General features: G+C 40.6%; 16 protein-coding genes and 1 pseudogene. 14 read left to right on the top strand and 3 right to left on the bottom strand.

Translation table 11 applies throughout. The features are described from left to right. A pseudogene (locus ADF62_RS11340) lies at nucleotides 1–116 on the top strand (IS200/IS605 family transposase); the annotation flags it as partial. Between the two features lie 323 nt (nucleotides 117–439). Further along, nucleotides 440–766, top strand: coding sequence for a bacteriocin immunity protein (locus ADF62_RS02880; RefSeq protein ID WP_048788031.1), 327 nt, complete (start codon nucleotides 440–442; stop codon nucleotides 764–766). Between the two features lie 149 nt (nucleotides 767–915). Here ADF62_RS02880 and ADF62_RS02875 read toward each other — a convergent pair whose 3' ends face one another. After that, complete coding sequence (locus ADF62_RS02875; RefSeq protein ID WP_048788030.1) at nucleotides 916–2,175, bottom strand: threonine/serine ThrE exporter family protein; 1,260 nt, start codon at nucleotides 2,173–2,175, stop codon at nucleotides 916–918. A gap of 325 nt (nucleotides 2,176–2,500) precedes the next feature. Between ADF62_RS02875 and dhaK the strand changes: the two genes are divergently transcribed. From dhaK to ADF62_RS02855, 4 genes are read left to right on the top strand one after another with little or no spacing between them, the layout of a single operon-like run. Next, nucleotides 2,501–3,490, top strand: a complete 990-nt coding sequence (dhaK, locus tag ADF62_RS02870) for a dihydroxyacetone kinase subunit DhaK (protein ID WP_003096700.1) — start codon at nucleotides 2,501–2,503, stop codon at nucleotides 3,488–3,490. 30 nt (nucleotides 3,491–3,520) lie between these two features. After that, nucleotides 3,521–4,096, top strand: a complete 576-nt coding sequence (gene dhaL, locus ADF62_RS02865; RefSeq protein ID WP_003096702.1) for a dihydroxyacetone kinase subunit DhaL — start codon at nucleotides 3,521–3,523, stop codon at nucleotides 4,094–4,096. A gap of 3 nt (nucleotides 4,097–4,099) precedes the next feature. Further along, entirely contained in the window at nucleotides 4,100–4,474 is a 375-nt protein-coding gene (dhaM, locus tag ADF62_RS02860; protein ID WP_003096703.1) for a dihydroxyacetone kinase phosphoryl donor subunit DhaM, read from the top strand. Between the two features lie 13 nt (nucleotides 4,475–4,487). Then, nucleotides 4,488–5,471, top strand: coding sequence for a Gfo/Idh/MocA family protein (locus ADF62_RS02855; protein WP_003096706.1), 984 nt, complete (start codon nucleotides 4,488–4,490; stop codon nucleotides 5,469–5,471). A gap of 51 nt (nucleotides 5,472–5,522) precedes the next feature. On the opposite strand, the gene ADF62_RS02850 is transcribed toward ADF62_RS02855, so the two are convergent. Then, on the bottom strand, nucleotides 5,523–6,716 hold the full coding sequence (locus tag ADF62_RS02850) for a ferredoxin reductase family protein (RefSeq protein ID WP_048788029.1): 1,194 nt from the start codon (nucleotides 6,714–6,716) through the stop codon (nucleotides 5,523–5,525). 259 nt (nucleotides 6,717–6,975) lie between these two features. Between ADF62_RS02850 and ADF62_RS02845 the strand changes: the two genes are divergently transcribed. Next, nucleotides 6,976–7,320 (top strand): hypothetical protein, encoded by a 345-nt coding sequence (locus ADF62_RS02845; RefSeq protein WP_003096712.1) that lies wholly within the window; start codon nucleotides 6,976–6,978, stop codon nucleotides 7,318–7,320. Between the two features lie 220 nt (nucleotides 7,321–7,540). Here ADF62_RS02845 and ADF62_RS02840 read toward each other — a convergent pair whose 3' ends face one another. Further along, nucleotides 7,541–9,025, bottom strand: coding sequence for a DUF1846 domain-containing protein (locus tag ADF62_RS02840; RefSeq protein ID WP_048788028.1), 1,485 nt, complete (start codon nucleotides 9,023–9,025; stop codon nucleotides 7,541–7,543). A 308-nt stretch (nucleotides 9,026–9,333) separates the two neighbouring features. On the opposite strand from ADF62_RS02840, the gene ADF62_RS02835 reads away from it, so the two are divergent. The 7 genes from ADF62_RS02835 to ADF62_RS10700 form a co-directional block, all read left to right on the top strand. Continuing rightward, a complete protein-coding gene (locus ADF62_RS02835) occupies nucleotides 9,334–10,593 on the top strand; it encodes an ABC transporter permease (RefSeq protein WP_048788027.1) in 1,260 nt (419 codons plus the stop codon). Between the two features lie 15 nt (nucleotides 10,594–10,608). Beyond that, a complete protein-coding gene (locus tag ADF62_RS02830) occupies nucleotides 10,609–11,241 on the top strand; it encodes an ABC transporter ATP-binding protein (protein WP_003096719.1) in 633 nt (210 codons plus the stop codon). A 13-nt stretch (nucleotides 11,242–11,254) separates the two neighbouring features. Next, the gene (locus ADF62_RS02825) at nucleotides 11,255–12,631 is read left to right on the top strand and encodes an ABC transporter permease (protein WP_048788026.1); all 1,377 of its coding nucleotides are present in this window, start codon (nucleotides 11,255–11,257) and stop codon (nucleotides 12,629–12,631) included. Between the two features lie 71 nt (nucleotides 12,632–12,702). Further along, nucleotides 12,703–13,356: a response regulator transcription factor gene (locus ADF62_RS02820; RefSeq protein ID WP_003096725.1), complete on the top strand. Its 654-nt coding sequence runs from the start codon at nucleotides 12,703–12,705 to the stop codon at nucleotides 13,354–13,356. Further along, the gene (locus tag ADF62_RS02815) at nucleotides 13,353–14,657 is read left to right on the top strand and encodes a sensor histidine kinase (protein WP_048788025.1); all 1,305 of its coding nucleotides are present in this window, start codon (nucleotides 13,353–13,355) and stop codon (nucleotides 14,655–14,657) included. Before ADF62_RS02820 ends, ADF62_RS02815 begins: the two co-directional genes overlap by 4 nt. A gap of 227 nt (nucleotides 14,658–14,884) precedes the next feature. Continuing rightward, entirely contained in the window at nucleotides 14,885–16,495 is a 1,611-nt protein-coding gene (gene dexB, locus ADF62_RS02810; protein ID WP_048788024.1) for a glucan 1,6-alpha-glucosidase DexB, read from the top strand. A 129-nt stretch (nucleotides 16,496–16,624) separates the two neighbouring features. Then, nucleotides 16,625–16,720, top strand: a 96-nt coding sequence (locus ADF62_RS10700; RefSeq protein ID WP_152901312.1) for an NAD-dependent epimerase/dehydratase family protein, incomplete at its 3' end; no start/stop codon positions are given.

Raw genomic sequence — 16,720 nt, 5'->3', positions numbered from 1 at the left:
AGAAGCGAATTGAAGAATATATTCGTAATCCATTACAAGAGGACATGATAGCAGATCAGTTCAGTATTTTCGAGGAATGTGATTCGTTTACAGGTGATAAGAATAAAAGAAAGTAGTCTTAAAGAGACCGGCTAGTCGGGTCAGCTAGCAAATGTGGTGCTGAAGGGAAACCATTCGGTAGACCTTTAGGCCTTGGCCGGTAGCAGAGGCTTTCAGCCGAAGAGCAAGCCACCCGTTCTCACGGGTGGGGGGGTGACTGTGCTTCTATTTAGATTTTTTTCGGCATAGTATTGACAGTAGTCTATGATAAGCGTAGAATCTTTTTCAAATAAAGAATATAGGTGTGCTTACCAAGATAGCATTTCTTTCCGAATTTGATGATAGTATAAATCAAATGTTTACCTTGAGAAAAGCAGGACCTATTTAGGGAGTGTTCCAGATGACAAAAAGCAATAACATGCAAATTACGGATATCTTAAACAATATCTATAATCTTATTTTAAATCCAGAAACAACTGAAAATGAGAGAAAGTTACTCGTAATGTTTAAAAATGAAATTGAAGTTGGAAAGAAGGATAGTAGTGAACTTCTTGCAGAGTTACGCAGAGCTATTCAAGTTCTAGCAGTCGAGAATCTTTCTAAAGGAATTTCATTAAGTTATGGAGTGAGTGAGTTGAGTAAGACTCTCGCAGAATTCCAAGAGGAATCAGAACGCAACATTAATCTAGCAAGAGGATTGTCATCAATCGCCATGTTTTTTAGATGATTTATCTGTTTGTGATGATTAATAATTAAAATGACAAAAAAGATCAACTGAATTGAACCGACTAAGTTGTATTCTGTTTTTTGCTATTGATTACTTAATTGAGGTATCAAAAAATCCACTGGTATACAAAACCAATGGATTTCAACAATTTATTTTTTCTTCCTTAGTACAAAATAATGGCTAGGGATTTGTTGTGTCAAACTGACTGCGATGGCGATGGTAAATGAGGCTAGGAAGCAAGCTCGTAGGAAGTTGAGGCCTAGGTCTGCATTTCCAATCAATAGGAAGTAGATGGCACGGTAGAAGCTCATTCCTGGAATGAGTGGGAACATGCTTGAGGCTAGGAAGACGGTAGCTGGACATCTACGGTAGTGGGCCAAGAAACGTGAGGTGAAAGTGACCAGTAAGGCAGGAAAGAGGATGGCTAAAACTTCGTGGTGGGTGTTATTCCAAATCAAGAGGTAGAGGAGCCATGAGCCAGCACCTAGTGTTCCAAGGTCTAAAAAATATTTCTTAGGTACTCGGTATAGCACGGAGAAGGCTGCTGTTCCTAGTCCTGCCATGACAGTCTGAATCAAGACCTCTTGCCATGAGGTGGACGGTGTTGAGAACATGCCTGATAATTGTTCCGCAAAGGGGAGAAGGGAAATCATGGCAAGAACACCGACAGAGATAGACAGACAAGTGGAGATCCCTGACAGCATCAGGGCCAGACCACTATAGTAGTTGTTCTGAGTGAATTCACGGATAGCATTAACAAAGTAGGCTCCAGGAATCAAAATCATCAGGGCTCCTAGGATGATAACGCTACGATGCTGCCCGATACCCAGATAATAGAGAATATTAGCTGATAGAGCGGCAATGGCACTAGAGAGAATAATCTGCAAGAAACTAGTATGAATAAAACGGGAAAAGAGCTGCATACCAATCCCCACAAAAAGTCCCGATATAGCCGCAGCAGTACCATCAATCAAGCCACTTCCAAGAGCTAGCGAGAAGCTCCCAGCACCAATGACACAGGCTATAATATCCTCTAAAGGACGATAGAAAGTCTTCTGCTCAATGGTTTTCAGCTTTTGGAAAATGCTAGAAACGGGCTGATTTGGCTGTTCTGCCAGTTCACGAGACAGGCGGTTAACCTCCTCTAGTTTTCCTAGATGAATAGAAGGGACTGAGGTAGCTAGAACACGAGACTCCTTAAGACCTGAGCGGTTGAGTCCGGAAATCATAACTCCTCGATTGACCACGTAAGTGGAGAAGTCTCTGATGCCAAGAGACTTGGCCATATGACCCATGGTGTCTTCGATACGGTAAATCTCGGCACCGCTCTCCATAAGAACTCGCCCTGCCTGAAGGATGGCATCCATTTCGTTTTGCGTCTCTGTTTCATTTGGAAAATCGATAGTCATGTAACCGCTCCTTATCGCTTTAGTAGCCATTTCATTATAAGCTTTGAGAACCCGTTTTTCAATGACTTTAGTGACTAAAATGAGTCTTTTTATGAGATTTTTCTTCTACTTAATAATATATTTTAGGAAAATGACGGTCTTCCTTTTTAACTTGCCACGGCTGGAGGCAAGTGCTACAATTGAATTATAAATTGTATGCGTTTACACATTGTTGCTTTTCCTCTTCTAAAATGATTGAAAACCTGTATTTATAAGGGAAAATTGATTTGAGATGGAAGTACATTGAAGTGTAAATAGATGATCCCTTTGAAAAGGAGGAAATTCCATGAAAAAAATTATCAATAAACCTGAAAATATTGTTACTGAGATGTTAGATGGCTTGGCTTATGTTCACAATGATCTGGTTCATAGAGTTGAAGGTTTTGATATCATTGCAAGAAATGAGCAGGTTGCTGGTCAGGTAGGTCTTATTTCTGGTGGTGGAAGTGGTCATGAGCCAGCTCATGCTGGTTTTGTAGGTGATGGTATGCTTTCGGCAGCCATCGCAGGTGCAGTATTCACATCACCAACGCCTGATCAAATTTTGGAAGCAATCAAGGAAGCGGACCAGGGAGCCGGTGTCTTCATGGTTGTTAAAAATTACTCTGGCGACATCATGAATTTCGAGATGGCTCAAGAATTGGCTGAGATGGAAGGTATCGAGGTTGCTAGTGTTGTTGTGGACGACGATATTGCTGTGGAAAATAGCCTCTATACACAAGGTCGTCGCGGGGTTGCTGGTACTATTTTTGTTCACAAAATCCTAGGTCATGCGGCTCGTGAAGGTAAGTCTCTGGCTGAAATCAAAGATTTGGCTGACAAGATTGTTCCTAATATTCACACCATTGGTTTGGCCCTTAGCGGTGCGACGGTTCCTGAGGTTGGTAAGCCTGGTTTTGTTCTAGCTGAGGATGAAATTGAATATGGTATTGGTATTCATGGTGAGCCAGGCTATCGTAAGGAGTCTATGCAGCCATCTCGCCAGTTAGCAGAAGAATTAACTGGTAAGCTTCTTGAATCCTTTGATGCTAAGTCTGGTGATCGCTATGCTCTTCTCATCAATGGTATGGGGGCAACGCCACTCATGGAGCAATATGTCTTTGCCAATGATGTTGCAAGTCTTCTTAGAGACGCGGGTCTAGAAGTGATCTATAGAAAACTAGGAAACTACATGACTTCTATTGATATGGCAGGTCTTTCACTAACTCTTATGAAGATTGAAGATGACGCTTGGCTTGAGGCTCTAGAAAGTCCTGTTAAGACTATCGCATGGTAAGAATGACAAAAACTAGAAATCGGGTATATTATGGATAAAATAGTTGCAGTAAAATGGATGCAAGTCTTTAATCAAAAAGTTGAAGCAGAAAAAGATCACTTATCTGAGTTAGATGGTCCTATCGGAGATGGTGATCACGGGGCTAACTTGGCGCGTGGTATGGCAGCAGCCGTTGAAGCTATTAACACATCAGACCCTCAAAGTACGGCAGATGTTCTAAAGACGGTATCAATGGCTCTGATAAGCAAGGTTGGTGGGGCTTCTGGTCCGCTCTATGGCTCTGCCTTTATGGGGATGATGAAGGCTGAGCAGGCTGGTCAAGATTTAGCAGGTGTCCTTGAGGCAGGTGCCGATATGATTGAAAAACGAGGCCATGCTCAAGTTGGCGAAAAAACCATGATTGATGTCTGGCGCCCAGTTATTGAAGCAGTTAAACGAGATCAATTAACGAATGAAGTCATCGATCAAGCAGTTCTTTCAACGAAGGATGTTGTTGCTACCAAGGGACGTGCCTCTTATGTAGGTGAGCGTTCTATTGGTCACATTGACCCAGGCTCTTATTCGTCTGGGCTACTCTTCAAAGCCTTGCTAGAAGCGGAGGGCTAGGACATGTCGGAACTTGGAATTGTGATTGTATCCCACTCCGCTGATATTGCCAAGGGATTGGTGAGTCTGATTCGTGAAGTTGCACCAAATATTCCTTTGACAGCTACAGGCGGTCTTGAAGATGGTGGACTGGGATCTAGTTTTGACCATGTTCAAGTAGCAGTAGATAGTCAGCCTGCTAAACGTCTCTTGGCCTTTTACGATTTAGGCAGTGCACGCATGAATTTGGAGATGGTTGAGGAATTTTCAGAAAAGGATATTCTCATTCAACATGTCCCCCTTATTGAGGGGGCCTACACGGCTTCAGCCCTTCTTCAAGCAGGAGCGAGTGAGGTTGAAATCTTATCTCAGGTAAATGAATTAACCATTCAAAAATAAAGAAAGTTACACTATGGAAAATCAAATCAAGTATAGGTGGGCCAGTCTTGGGACTGGTGTTATCGCAAATGAGTTGGCACAGGCTTTAGAGGCCCTAGGTGGTAAACTCTATTCCGTTGCAAATCGTACCTATGACAAGGGAGTGGCCTTTGCTGAGAAATATGGAATCGAAAAGGTTTATAAAGAGATTGATCAAGTCTTTGAAGACCCTGAAGTGGATATTATCTACATTTCAACGCCTCACAATACGCATATCAATTTTCTTCGCAAGGCACTCGCAGCGGGCAAACACGTCCTCTGTGAAAAATCTATCACCTTAAACAGTGAGGAATTGGCAGAAGCTATCCAACTCGCCGAAGAAAACCATGTCAAACTGGCAGAAGCCATGACCATTTTCCATATGCCTATCTATCGAAAACTCTCTGAAATCGTGGAAAGTGGTAAGCTAGGACCTCTCAAAGTTATCCAGATGAACTTTGGTTCTTATAAAGAATATGACATGACCAACCGCTTTTTTAATCGTAACTTGGCTGGTGGAGCTTTGCTTGATATCGGTGTCTATGCCCTTTCCTTTGTACGTTGGTTCATGACGTCGCAACCGACAGAGATGGTTTCACAGGTTAAATTAGCTCCAACTGGTGTTGATGAGCAAGCGGGTATTCTCCTTACCAATGCAGAAGGGGAAATGGCAACGGTGACGCTAAGTCTTCATGCCAAACAACCTAAACGTGGCACCATTGCTTATGATAAGGGTTATATCGAAATTTACGAGTATCCACGTGGGCAAAAGGCAGTCATCACCTATACGGAAGATGGCTCACAAGAAGTCATCGAAGTAGGTGAAACTGCCAAAGCCCTCCAGTATGAGGTCCTAGACATGGAAGCAGCCGTCTTGGGTCAAGAAAATCATCTTTATCTCAACTATAGTCGAGATGTCATGGAGCTCATGACCCAACTCCGCAAAGACTGGGGATTGGTCTACCCAGAAGAAGAATAGTAGCTTACCGACTCACTCAAAAAGACTCAGTTTTTGCTGAGTCTTTTTAACTTATTTAAAACTAAAGCCCTCATAAACGAGCTCAGCCTTTGGATTGTTTGCCGTAAAGGTTTTAGCAAATGCTTCCATCATTTTTACTGGAGCACACATAAAGACAGTTGTGTCATCAGTGAGAGGATAGTCAGTGAAGTCCAGATAACCATCCACTTGACTATTGACAGTGTGAAGTTTGAAATGTTTATTTTTCGCAGCATATGCAGTCAACATCTCCAGATAGACAGCGTTCTGCTCACCTGTATAGGCGTAGTAGAAGTCGATATCCCTATCAAGGACAGGATTTTCACGGATATAGGAAATGAAAGGGGTGATGCCGATACCACCTGCAATCCAAACTTGTTTGTCACGACCTTGATCTAGCAACATGTGACCATAGGCGCGGTCGATAGCTACCGGGCTTCCGACTCTGAGCTTCTTGTAGATTTGTTTGGTATGATCACCTGAAGCCTTAACGGTAAAATAGATAATATTGCCATGTCCACCTGAGATAGAGAAAGGGTGAGGTGCCTTCTCAAAACCAGCTTGAAGTATCTTAATAAAGGTAAATTGACCAAATTGATAATCCATTGGACGTGTTAGCCTAATAGCTATTTCTGTTGTGTCATGGTTAATACGTTTTAAGCCCACAATTTTCCCACGATTTTTAAAACCAATAATTTGGTAGAGGAAGATGATATAAAATCCTGAGCTTAAACCAAGAATAGCGAAGCCCCCCACTACAAATGATAAGAGACTTGGCTTAGTCAATACTTGTCCTAAAATCAAGTAGACATGGGAGAGACCAAAAATATAGGCTAAGTACACCAAACGATGAAGCCAACGCCAAGTTTCATATTTGAGAGTTTTGCCAAGAAAGACCAGAACCACAATAGCCAAGAAAGTATAAATACCAAGGTTTCCTAACTGAGCAGCCAGACGGGAACCCCATAGACTCCCCATACCGATGTTGTGGAAAACAAGGAGAACAACTGATAAGATGGCAAGAAATTTGTGGACAGTGTACATTCTCTCAATTCCGTTAAAGAGTTTTTCTAAAACTCGTGATCGTGTTGCCAACATAAAAGTCCATGATAAGGTTGTTAAAGCTAGACCAGGAGCGACGAAGTTTGTCATGCCCCTTGCTAGCCAGGCGTATACCGTCAGAACAATACTTACGGTTAGTAGGAGAATTCCTTTATATGATTTCATGTAACCTTCTTTCTATTATTTCCGTTATCGCCAATTAGTTGTAACTGATATGATTACATTATATCTTGTAATAGATTTTCTGTCAAAAATAATTAATTTTTTGAAAAAAAGCTGACAGTGATATAGTAATCAAGGTATCCAATACTTTTTGAAAAGGCACAATGATTATCAAGAAACGTTGATTTAATAGTCGATTATCTTGTGAAAGCGTTTCTAAAAGTGTATACTATAAGTAGAAGATAGGAAGAGGAGATGATTAGTGGCTAGTATTACAATAGAAGCTAGTAAGGTGGCTAGAAAGAGTCCCATTCGAGTAGACACTAGTCTTGTCGGGACGGTTTCTGGTGTGGAAGCAGTAACTGTTTCCCTACCGTCATCAAAAGCTCGTTTGAGTGTTGGTAAAATGGGTTACAAGTCCAATACTATTACTGTGGAGGATGGACAAACCGTTCGGGTTACTAGCAATTTTCTAAATCGTTTGATAGCGATAGCTCCATTGCTTCTCTACCTTTTTGGAGGTCGTTATCTCCCGCTTGTTGCTGTCCTATCTACTATAGTTTTGCTTTTTAGCTTACCTTTTCTCAAGTTAGAAATCGTAGGCTGATTAGAATCGGGGGTGGCTTAGCCCTCTGTTTGATTCCTTTAACTCACTTTTTCATAATAATGCTAGGCCACTCCCTTTTTATTAGGAACGGGTTGAGACGAAAAATTAGTTATCAAAAAGGGAACTCGATAGAGTTTCCCTTTTTTCTTTATCCAACTAAATGCAATTCTAAAAGACCTCAGTTGCTAAAACTGAGGTCTTTGAAGTTTCTAGTGATTTATTACTTACGATACAATTTGTCGTATTGATAGTAAGGGTCGAAGGTCACATTGATACCAAGTTTACGGAGAACATTTTTGTCTTCATCAGTAAGAATGATTGTCGAGTGAGCTTCAGAACCCTTAAGGTTACCAAGTTCCTCCATGGCACGCGCCGCATCCGCATTGTTGGCAGCTGTGATGGCCAAGGCGATGAGGATTTCGTTGGAGTGGAGGCGAGGGTTACGGCTACCTAAATGGTCAATTTTCAGACCTTGGATAGGTTTAACCACCTCAGGCTCGATAAGTTTAGTATCCTTATCAATACCTGCAGAAGTCTTGATAGCGTTAATTAAAGCAGCCGCAGTTGGACCAAAGAGTTCTGAATTTTTACCAGTGACAATTTGGCCATTTGGCAATTCAAGCGCAAGGGCAGAACCACCTGTTTCTTCAGCTTTAGCGCGTGCTGTAACGACCACTTGACGATCTTCAGGAGTAATACCAAGATCATTCATTAGCAATTCAATCTTCTTGACAGCGGTCTCAGGAACACGTTCATTTTTGAAATCAAGTACAGTTTGATAGTAGCGACGGATGATTTCTTGTTTAGAAGCTTCTTTGGCAGCCTCATCATCTGTAATGGCAAAACCAACCATGTTAACACCCATATCTGTAGGTGAAGCGTAAGGTGACTCACCAAGAATACGTTCAAGCATACGTTTAAGGACTGGGAAAATCTCGATGTCACGGTTGTAGTTTACTGTAGTTTTGCCATAAGTTTCCAAGTGGAATGGGTCGATCATATTGACATCATCAAGGTCTGCAGTGGCAGCTTCATAGGCTAAGTTAACTGGGTGATGAAGCGGCAGATTCCAAACTGGGAAGGTTTCAAATTTAGCATAACCTGACTTGATACCATTGATTTGGTCGTGGTACATGTTAGACATACATGTTGCCAATTTACCAGAACCAGGACCAGGAGCAGTAACGACGATAAGGTTACGGCTAGTCTTGATATAGTCGTTTTTCCCCATACCTTCAGGAGAAATGATATGGTTCATATCCGTTGGATAGCCCTTGATAGGGTAGTGGATGTAAGATGTGATACCATTTTTTTCCAGTTGGTTACGGAAGGCATCAGCCGCAGGTTGACCTGAATACTGCGTAATAACAACGGAACCTACATAGATATTGAGCTCGTTGAATTTATCAATCAGACGAAGGACCTCTTGATCGTAGGAAATGCCAAGGTCACCACGAGCCTTAGAATGCTCGATATTGCTAGCATTGATGGCGATAACCACTTCGACTTGTTCTTTAAGCTCTTGAAGGAGCTTGATTTTATTGTCAGGTTCATAACCGGGAAGGACGCGGGCAGCGTGGAAATCCTCCAACATCTTTCCACCAAACTCCAAGTAGAGCTTACCGTCAAACTGGTGAATACGCTCCAAAATATGGTCGCGTTGTAGATTCAAATACTGTTCAGAACTAAAAGCTTGTTTCTTCATAAATAAAAATACCTCTGAGAAAAATTATATCAAATGCCGAAGGTAAATGCTATTAGCGAAGGACGATTTATTAGAGAAAAAGAGGTGAAGGTCAATCATGAAACGTATTTTTTATGATAGTCCTTTAAAGTTATTATTTAATTGGGGTTATCATCTCAGCAGTTAGATTTTTAGATAACAATCACTTTAGAGTATTTAATTTCATAAAGGTTTCATATTTGTCGTCTATAATTAGGATAAGAAAAATGAAAGAGTCCTCATTTATCTTTGGTATAGCTGAGGGCTAATGTCTTAAATGGAGGTGGAAGATGGTTCTCTTACAACAGGCAACTGCTTATATTTTCCGCAAAAAAACGCGGAATTTTATCCTTTTTCTTATTTTATTTTTGATATTATCTTGCTTGTATTTTTGTTTCTCTCTTATGCAAGTTGGTGGAGGAATGGAGGCACAAATCAGGAAGTCAAGTGGGGCAAGTTTTGCTCTGGTAAGTAAAGAAAGAGGCAGTGCATTTTCCTGGAAAGAGGGGGAAAAGATTAGTCATCTATCTGATGTGATGACAACGATACCTGAATATATAAGCCCAGTACGACTAATCGATAAGAAGGTCGTTACAGGAAAACAAACGGTGGAACGTGATGATCTTGATAATATGGATAATCAAGCCTTGGGAGCCACTTTTACTAAGGAAACAGCCCAAAGTGTTGATTTTAGGAGTGGTGCTTTTCAACTTCTTAAGGGGAAGTACATATCTGCTAAAGGGCAAATTATGATTCATGAATCGCTTGCTAGGAAAAATAAACTAAGCGTCGGAGACAAGCTGACCTTGTCCAATTTTCAGGTGACTGAAAATGGAGCTAAGAAAATGACCTTTGATATCGTTGGTATTTTTTCTGGCAAGAAGGAGGAGACATTTACTGGAATGTCCTCAGATTTAAGTGAAAATCAAATCTTCCTCCATTATGACGATGATAGCCAACTACTTAATTTGACTGATAAGTTAGTGACAAAATTATCCTTTGGTATTAAGAATCCAGATAGAATCAATCAAGTCATTAAACAAGTGGAACAATTGGATATCGATTGGAATCGTCTACGTTTAGACGAGGACCATAGGGCTTTTGACTCCTTGAAGGAATCGTCTAAAGCGTTACAAGGAATCGTCAGAACGATGATGATTAGTTTAATTGTTACAGGAGCAGGGATCCTCTCATTTTTAATGGCACTATGGACGCGTGAGCGAAATCATGAGATAGGTATTCTTTTAGCAATTGGGAAGAGCAAGGGACGCATTTTTGCTCAATTTCTTATGGAGATATTGTTGGTGTCCCTTATGTCTTTGCTACCCGCCCTTGCTATTGGACGGCTACTAAGTCGACTGTTTTTACAAGAATTTATAGGACAGCAAGGACAGCAGCAGGCTCTTCGGTTATTAGATCAAATTCCTCAGGGACTACCTTTAGGCCAATCTTATCTAAGTCTTCTAGTCTTGGTAATGTTATCGCTCGGTGTCACAACAGGTCTCATTTGGCGCAAAACTCCAAAAGAAATCTTATCTAATATGAGTTAAGGAGAAAGGAACACTATGTTAGAACTCAAAGATGTTACGTATAGTTATCAAAATAAAAGTGAAGCTATCCTCTCGAAGGTGAATTATCGTTTCGAGAAAGGTAAATTTTATAGTATTATTGGTCAATCTGGAGCGGGAAAATCGACCTTGCTTTCCCTTTTGGCAGGTCTTGATTATCCCAAGAAGGGGCAGGTCTTGTTTAACGGAGAAAATATCAAGAAAAAAGGCTCTAGTTATCATCGTAGACACCATGTTGCACTTGTTTTTCAAAATTACAATCTCATTGATTATCTTACACCTTTAGAAAATGTACGACTTGTTAATAAAAATGCCGATAAGAAGATACTTTCTGAATTGGGATTAGATGAAAAACAAATTAATCGAAATGTCCTACAACTTTCAGGTGGACAACAACAACGTGTAGCTATTGCGCGGGCTTTGGTTTCAGAGGCTCCAATTATTTTAGCAGATGAACCGACAGGAAATCTAGACGAGGAAACTGCGAAGGATATTATTGCTATCCTTAAAAGAATGGCCTTAGATCGCCAAAAATGTGTCGTAGTTGTTACGCACAGTAAGGAAGTTGCTCAAGCATCTGATGTGGTTTTAGAGTTGAAGAAGAAACAACTCATAGAAAAGAAAAAATAAAGAAAGGACTCTTATGTTTCGAAACGCTTTTGCATATATTACACGAAAATGGTCAAAGTCACTATTACTGTTAATTATTATTCTTTTGATGAGTACTCTTAGTTTGTTAGGACTTGCTATGCGAAGTGCAACCCAAGAAGCTGCATCCAAGAGTCTAGGGTCAATTACCAATAGTTTTTCAATGCAGATTAATCGTAACACGAATCCTGGAACTCCTCGAGGGGCTGGAAATCTTAAGGGAGAAGATATTAAAAAGATTAGTGAGACTAAAGGGATTGTTTCGACTATAAAACGGATAAATGGTATTGGTGATTTATTAGATCATGAGATTATCGAAACAGAGCAAACGCTACAAAATCAGTCGCCAGAACGTGCTAAAAATTTTAAGTCTACCCTGATGTTGACAGGAGTCAATGACTCATCAAAAGAAGATAAATTTGTTTCAGGTGCTTATAAACTAGTTGAAGGAGAACATCTAACCGATAAGGATCATAATCAAATCTTAATGCACGAAGCTTTAGCTAAAAAGAATGGTCTTAATGTAGGAGATAAAGTAAAGCTTAAATCTAATCTCTATGATGCTGATAACGAAAAAAGGGCTGATGAAACAGTAGAAGTGACTATCAAAGGTTTATTTTCTGGTCAAAATAAAGCAGCCGTTACCTATGCTCAGGAGTTGTATGAAAACACCCTCATCACTGATCTAGACACAGTAGCAAAACTCTATGGTAATACTGTAGAAACTGCTACTTATGAGGATGCCACTTTCTTTGCTAAAGGCGATCAAAATCTTGATTCCTTGATAGCAAAGATTAAAAAGTTGAATATTAACTGGTCCCTCTACGATCTTGTTAAGAGCTCGTCAAACTACCCTGCTTTACAGAAATCTATTCTTGGGATGTATCGTGTGGCAAACCGTATGTTTATTGGAAGTCTCATTTTTACAAGTTTATTGCTAACCCTTCTGTTAATTTTATGGTTAAATGCTCGTCGTAGAGAAGTTGGTATCTTTTTGGCCTTGGGACTTAAAAAGACACAGGTTGCGGGTCAATTTTTAATAGAATTGCTGATGATTGCTTTACCAGCCTTTCTTTTGTCATATGGTTTAGCTAGTTTCTTTGCCGAAAAAGTTGGTAATACAGTCCTTTCCAATGTAACAGAAGGTATCAATAAGCAAATGACCAAAGAATCTCTAGCTGCAAATCTTGGTGGAGGGGCTGAGGCAGAAAGCTTCAGTAAGACTCTGACTCAGATTCATATGACAGTCCAACCTAAGCAACTTTTGGTAGTCATTCTAGTCGGTGGCTTTATCTTAAGCTTGGTATCCTTGATTTCTTCTCGCTGGCTTCTTCACAAGAAACCCAAAGACCTCTTAGTTGATGTTGAATGATAAGTTTGCTGCATCTATAAAAAACGGTATAATGGAAGAAAGAGACCATATATAGATTAAAAGGATAATGTATGAAGATACTAATCGTAGAAGATGAAGTCTTGATTCGAGAAGGGATGAGCGACTATCTCATGGAATGTGGCCATGAGGTCTTTGAAACAGGTGATGGTCATGAGGCCCTGGACCTCTTTTACAGGGAGATGCCAGATCTTGTCTTGCTGGATATCCAGCTCCCAATCCTCAATGGTCTGGAAGTCCTCAAGACTATCCGAAAGACTAGCTCGGTCCCTGTTTTGATGCTGACGGCCTTTCATGACGAGGACTATAAGTTGACAGCCTTTGGAGAGTTGGCAGATGGCTATCTGGAAAAGCCCTTCTCCTTGTCTCTATTGAGAGTCCGTATCGAAGCTATTTTTAAAAAGCTCCAACCTTCCCGGGTTTTCACATATGGAGATGTGCGGGTGGATTTTGAGAGTTATACCGCCAGCCTAGCTGGGCAAGCTATTTCCATGAACGCCAAGGAATTGGAAATCTTGGAATACCTCCTCCAGCATGAAGGCAAGGCACGGACTCGATCTCAGATCCTTGATGCCGTCTGGAAGGAGACTGAGGAGATACCTTTTGACCGGGTGATCGATGTCTATATCAAGGAACTGCGAAAAAAACTAGAGCTGGACTGTATCGTTACGGTACGCAATGTCGGCTATAAATTGGAGAGACCATGACCAAACGGAGTATCTTTGTAAAGATCTTTCTGATAACCTTCGCCCTCTTTAGTGGCTTAGTTATCCTGTTACACGCATCCGTCTACTTTATTTTTCCATCGACCTATATCGAGTCGCAACGTCAGACGATTTTGAAGAAATCGCAAGTCTTGGCTGACAGTTTTCAAGGTCAGGAAGTGGGGACCATTGAGACGGTTATTGCCCTCTATTCTAAGACTAATGATATCAAGGTCTATATTAAGGGCAAGGAAAAACAAAATTCATTAGAAGTCAAGGATGACCTCCTCCTCAATCCATCTAGCCAGAATAATTCCCTGGTCATCGAAGAGCGAAAAATTCAGACTAAAGAAGGACAAGACTTAACCTTGCAATTTTTAGCGACTGTCGATTCGCAAAAGGAAGCGCGAGATATCAGTCTGGGCTTTCTTCCCTATACACTCCTTGCTTCTTTTGTTCTGTCGTTGATTGCCTCCTATCTCTATGCCCGCATGATTTCTGCTCCAATTCTTGAAATCAAGCGGATGACCAAGCGGATGAAGCGCCTGGATCGGACAGCCAGTCTCCCCATTGACTCGCAGGATGAGATCGGCGTCCTCAAGCAACACATCAACGACCTCTATCACCACCTTTTAGAAGTGATCGACAATCTAGAGCAGCAGAAACAGGAAAATCTGAAGTTGGAGCAGATAAAGGTCGAATTTCTAAGAGGAGCTTCGCATGAACTCAAGACGCCTCTAGCTAGCTTGAAAATTATCCTAGAAAATATGCGAGATAATATTGGTCGCTACAAGGATCGAGACCGCTATCTATCGGTTTCCCTCGATATCGTCGATGAGATGAACCAGATCGTCCTGGAAATCTTGTCCCTATCTTCTGTTCAAGAATTAGGTGATGATAAGGAGTGGATTCAGTTAGATGATGTGGTAAATCGCATACTCACTCAAAATCAAGTGTTGGTTGAGACTCGCTCCCTATCAATTGACAATTATCTTCCGGCAACTAGTATTTTCATGAATTTAGCTATTTTGAAACTAGTTCTCTCAAATATTATCAGTAATGCTGTCAAGCATTCTGATGAGGGGGGAGTGGTTCGAATAGGTTTAGAAAATGGAGGATCTGATTTTGTCATTGAAAATACAATTGTATCTAAAGAAAATACTTCAACTAAAGCTCAATCTAAGAAAGAAGGAGGATTAGGACTTTTTGTGGTCAAATACCTTCTAGAACATGAGGAACTTAGCTATAGATTTGAGGAAAGTCCTACGGGGAGGCGCTTTGTTATGGTCTTGCCCAAAAAGTAAAAAGTGACGGTTAAGGCATTAACTGTCATTTTTTGTATTAAGATTAGTAAATGCTAACCTTACATTTCAATTCTATTATTTCTCAACATTACCAAAAGTTTAAGAAATCTGGAGTATAGGTCATTGCAATGTTTTAAACAATGAAAGAGAACGCTTGCATAAATTCTGGAAAAACGTAAAATAGAACTGTCAGACTCAGGATGATAATAAATACTAGGAGTAGAATCATGCAAAAAAATTGGTGGCATAAAGCTACGATTTATCAAATTTACCCTAAATCTTTTATGGACAAAAACGGTGATGGTATCGGTGATCTCAAAGGGATTACCAGTAAGTTAGACTACTTGCAAAAGCTCGGAATCACAGCCCTATGGCTTTCGCCTGTCTATGACAGTCCGATGGATGACAATGGCTATGATATCGCTAACTATGAGGCTATTGCAGATATTTTTGGAGACATGAGTGACATGGATGAACTTTTGGTGGAAGCCAAAAAGCGTGATATCCGAATTATCATGGATTTGGTGGTGAACCATACGTCTGATGAGCACGCATGGTTTATCGAGGCGCGTGAAAATCCAGAAAGTCTTGAACGAGATTTCTACATCTGGCGAGACAAACCTAATGAGTTAGTATCTATCTTTGGTGGATCCGCTTGGGAATATGATGAGACATCAGGCCAATATTATCTGCATTTCTTTAGTAAAAAACAGCCAGATCTCAATTGGGAAAATCCACAGTTGCGCCAGAAAGTTTATGATATGATGAATTTCTGGATTGATAAGGGAATAGGTGGTTTCCGCATGGATGTGATTGATATGATTGGTAAGATCCCAGATCAACTGATTGATACAAATGGTCCAAAACTTCACGATTATATCAAGGAGATGAACCAGGCAAGCTTTGGAAAGCACGACCTTCTAACCGTTGGTGAAACTTGGGGAGCAACACCTGAAATTGCTAAACAGTATTCAAATCCAGATAATCAAGAACTTTCCATGGTTTTCCAGTTTGAACATATTGGACTTCAGCATAAGCCAGATAGCCTTAAATGGGAGTATGAGAAGGAGTTGGATGTTTCAGCACTTAAGACTATTTTTAATAAATGGCAAACCGAGTTAGAGTTGGGACAAGGGTGGAACTCACTATTTTGGAACAACCATGACCTGCCTCGTGTTCTCTCAATGTGGGGAGATACTGGTGTCTATCGTGAGAAGTCAGCCAAGGCCTTGGCTATCCTCCTTCATCTGATGAGAGGAACACCTTACATTTATCAAGGTGAAGAAATCGGCATGACCAATTATCCTTTTAGGACTTTGGAAGAATTGAATGACATTGAATCTCTCAACTATGCCAAAGAAGCTCTCGAAAAAGGGGCATCGATAGAAGTTATCATGGACCAAATCCGTCAGGTGGGTCGTGACAATGCTCGAACACCAATGCAATGGGATACGTCTAAAAATGCTGGATTTAGCATATCGGATAAGACTTGGTTACCTGTTAATCCAAACTATAAGGACATAAATGTTGAATCAGCTCTTGCCAATCCAGAATCAGTTTTCTATACATATCAAAAGCTCGTAGAGCTTCGTAAAACTCAAGATTGGTTGGTTGATGCTGACTTTGAACTCTTGGAGACAACTGACAAAGTCTTTGCCTATATCCGTAAGACTCAGGATAGCAGCTATCTAATTGCAGTTAATCTATCAGACCAAGAACAAATTTTTGATTATAATTTTGATGTCGAAGAAGTCGTCATCTCAAATACCGAAGTGAAACCAATCTCAGACCAAGGTAAACTCCAAGCCTGGGATGCTATTTGTGTGAAGGTGAGATAGAAAGAATAATGGTTGTTAACTAACTGTTGGCGACCATTTTTTCTCTTCTTTTCCCTTACTTAAATCACGTTAGTCCCATGGGCTAGAATTATGTTATAATAATAGAAAAATAAGAAAAAGGTAAATTTTATGGCAATATTAGTATTAGGTGGAGCTGGTTATATCGGTTCTCACATGGTGGACCGTTTGGTTGAAGCGGGGCAAGAAAAAGTCGTTGTCGTGGAT

This window comes from Streptococcus sp. 1004_SSPC (assembly GCF_001069025.1).
Classification (GTDB): Bacteria; Bacillota; Bacilli; order Lactobacillales; family Streptococcaceae; genus Streptococcus; species Streptococcus vestibularis.
Note: the sequence above shows the minus strand (reverse complement) of the source record. Positions and strands in the feature narration are given on the sequence as shown.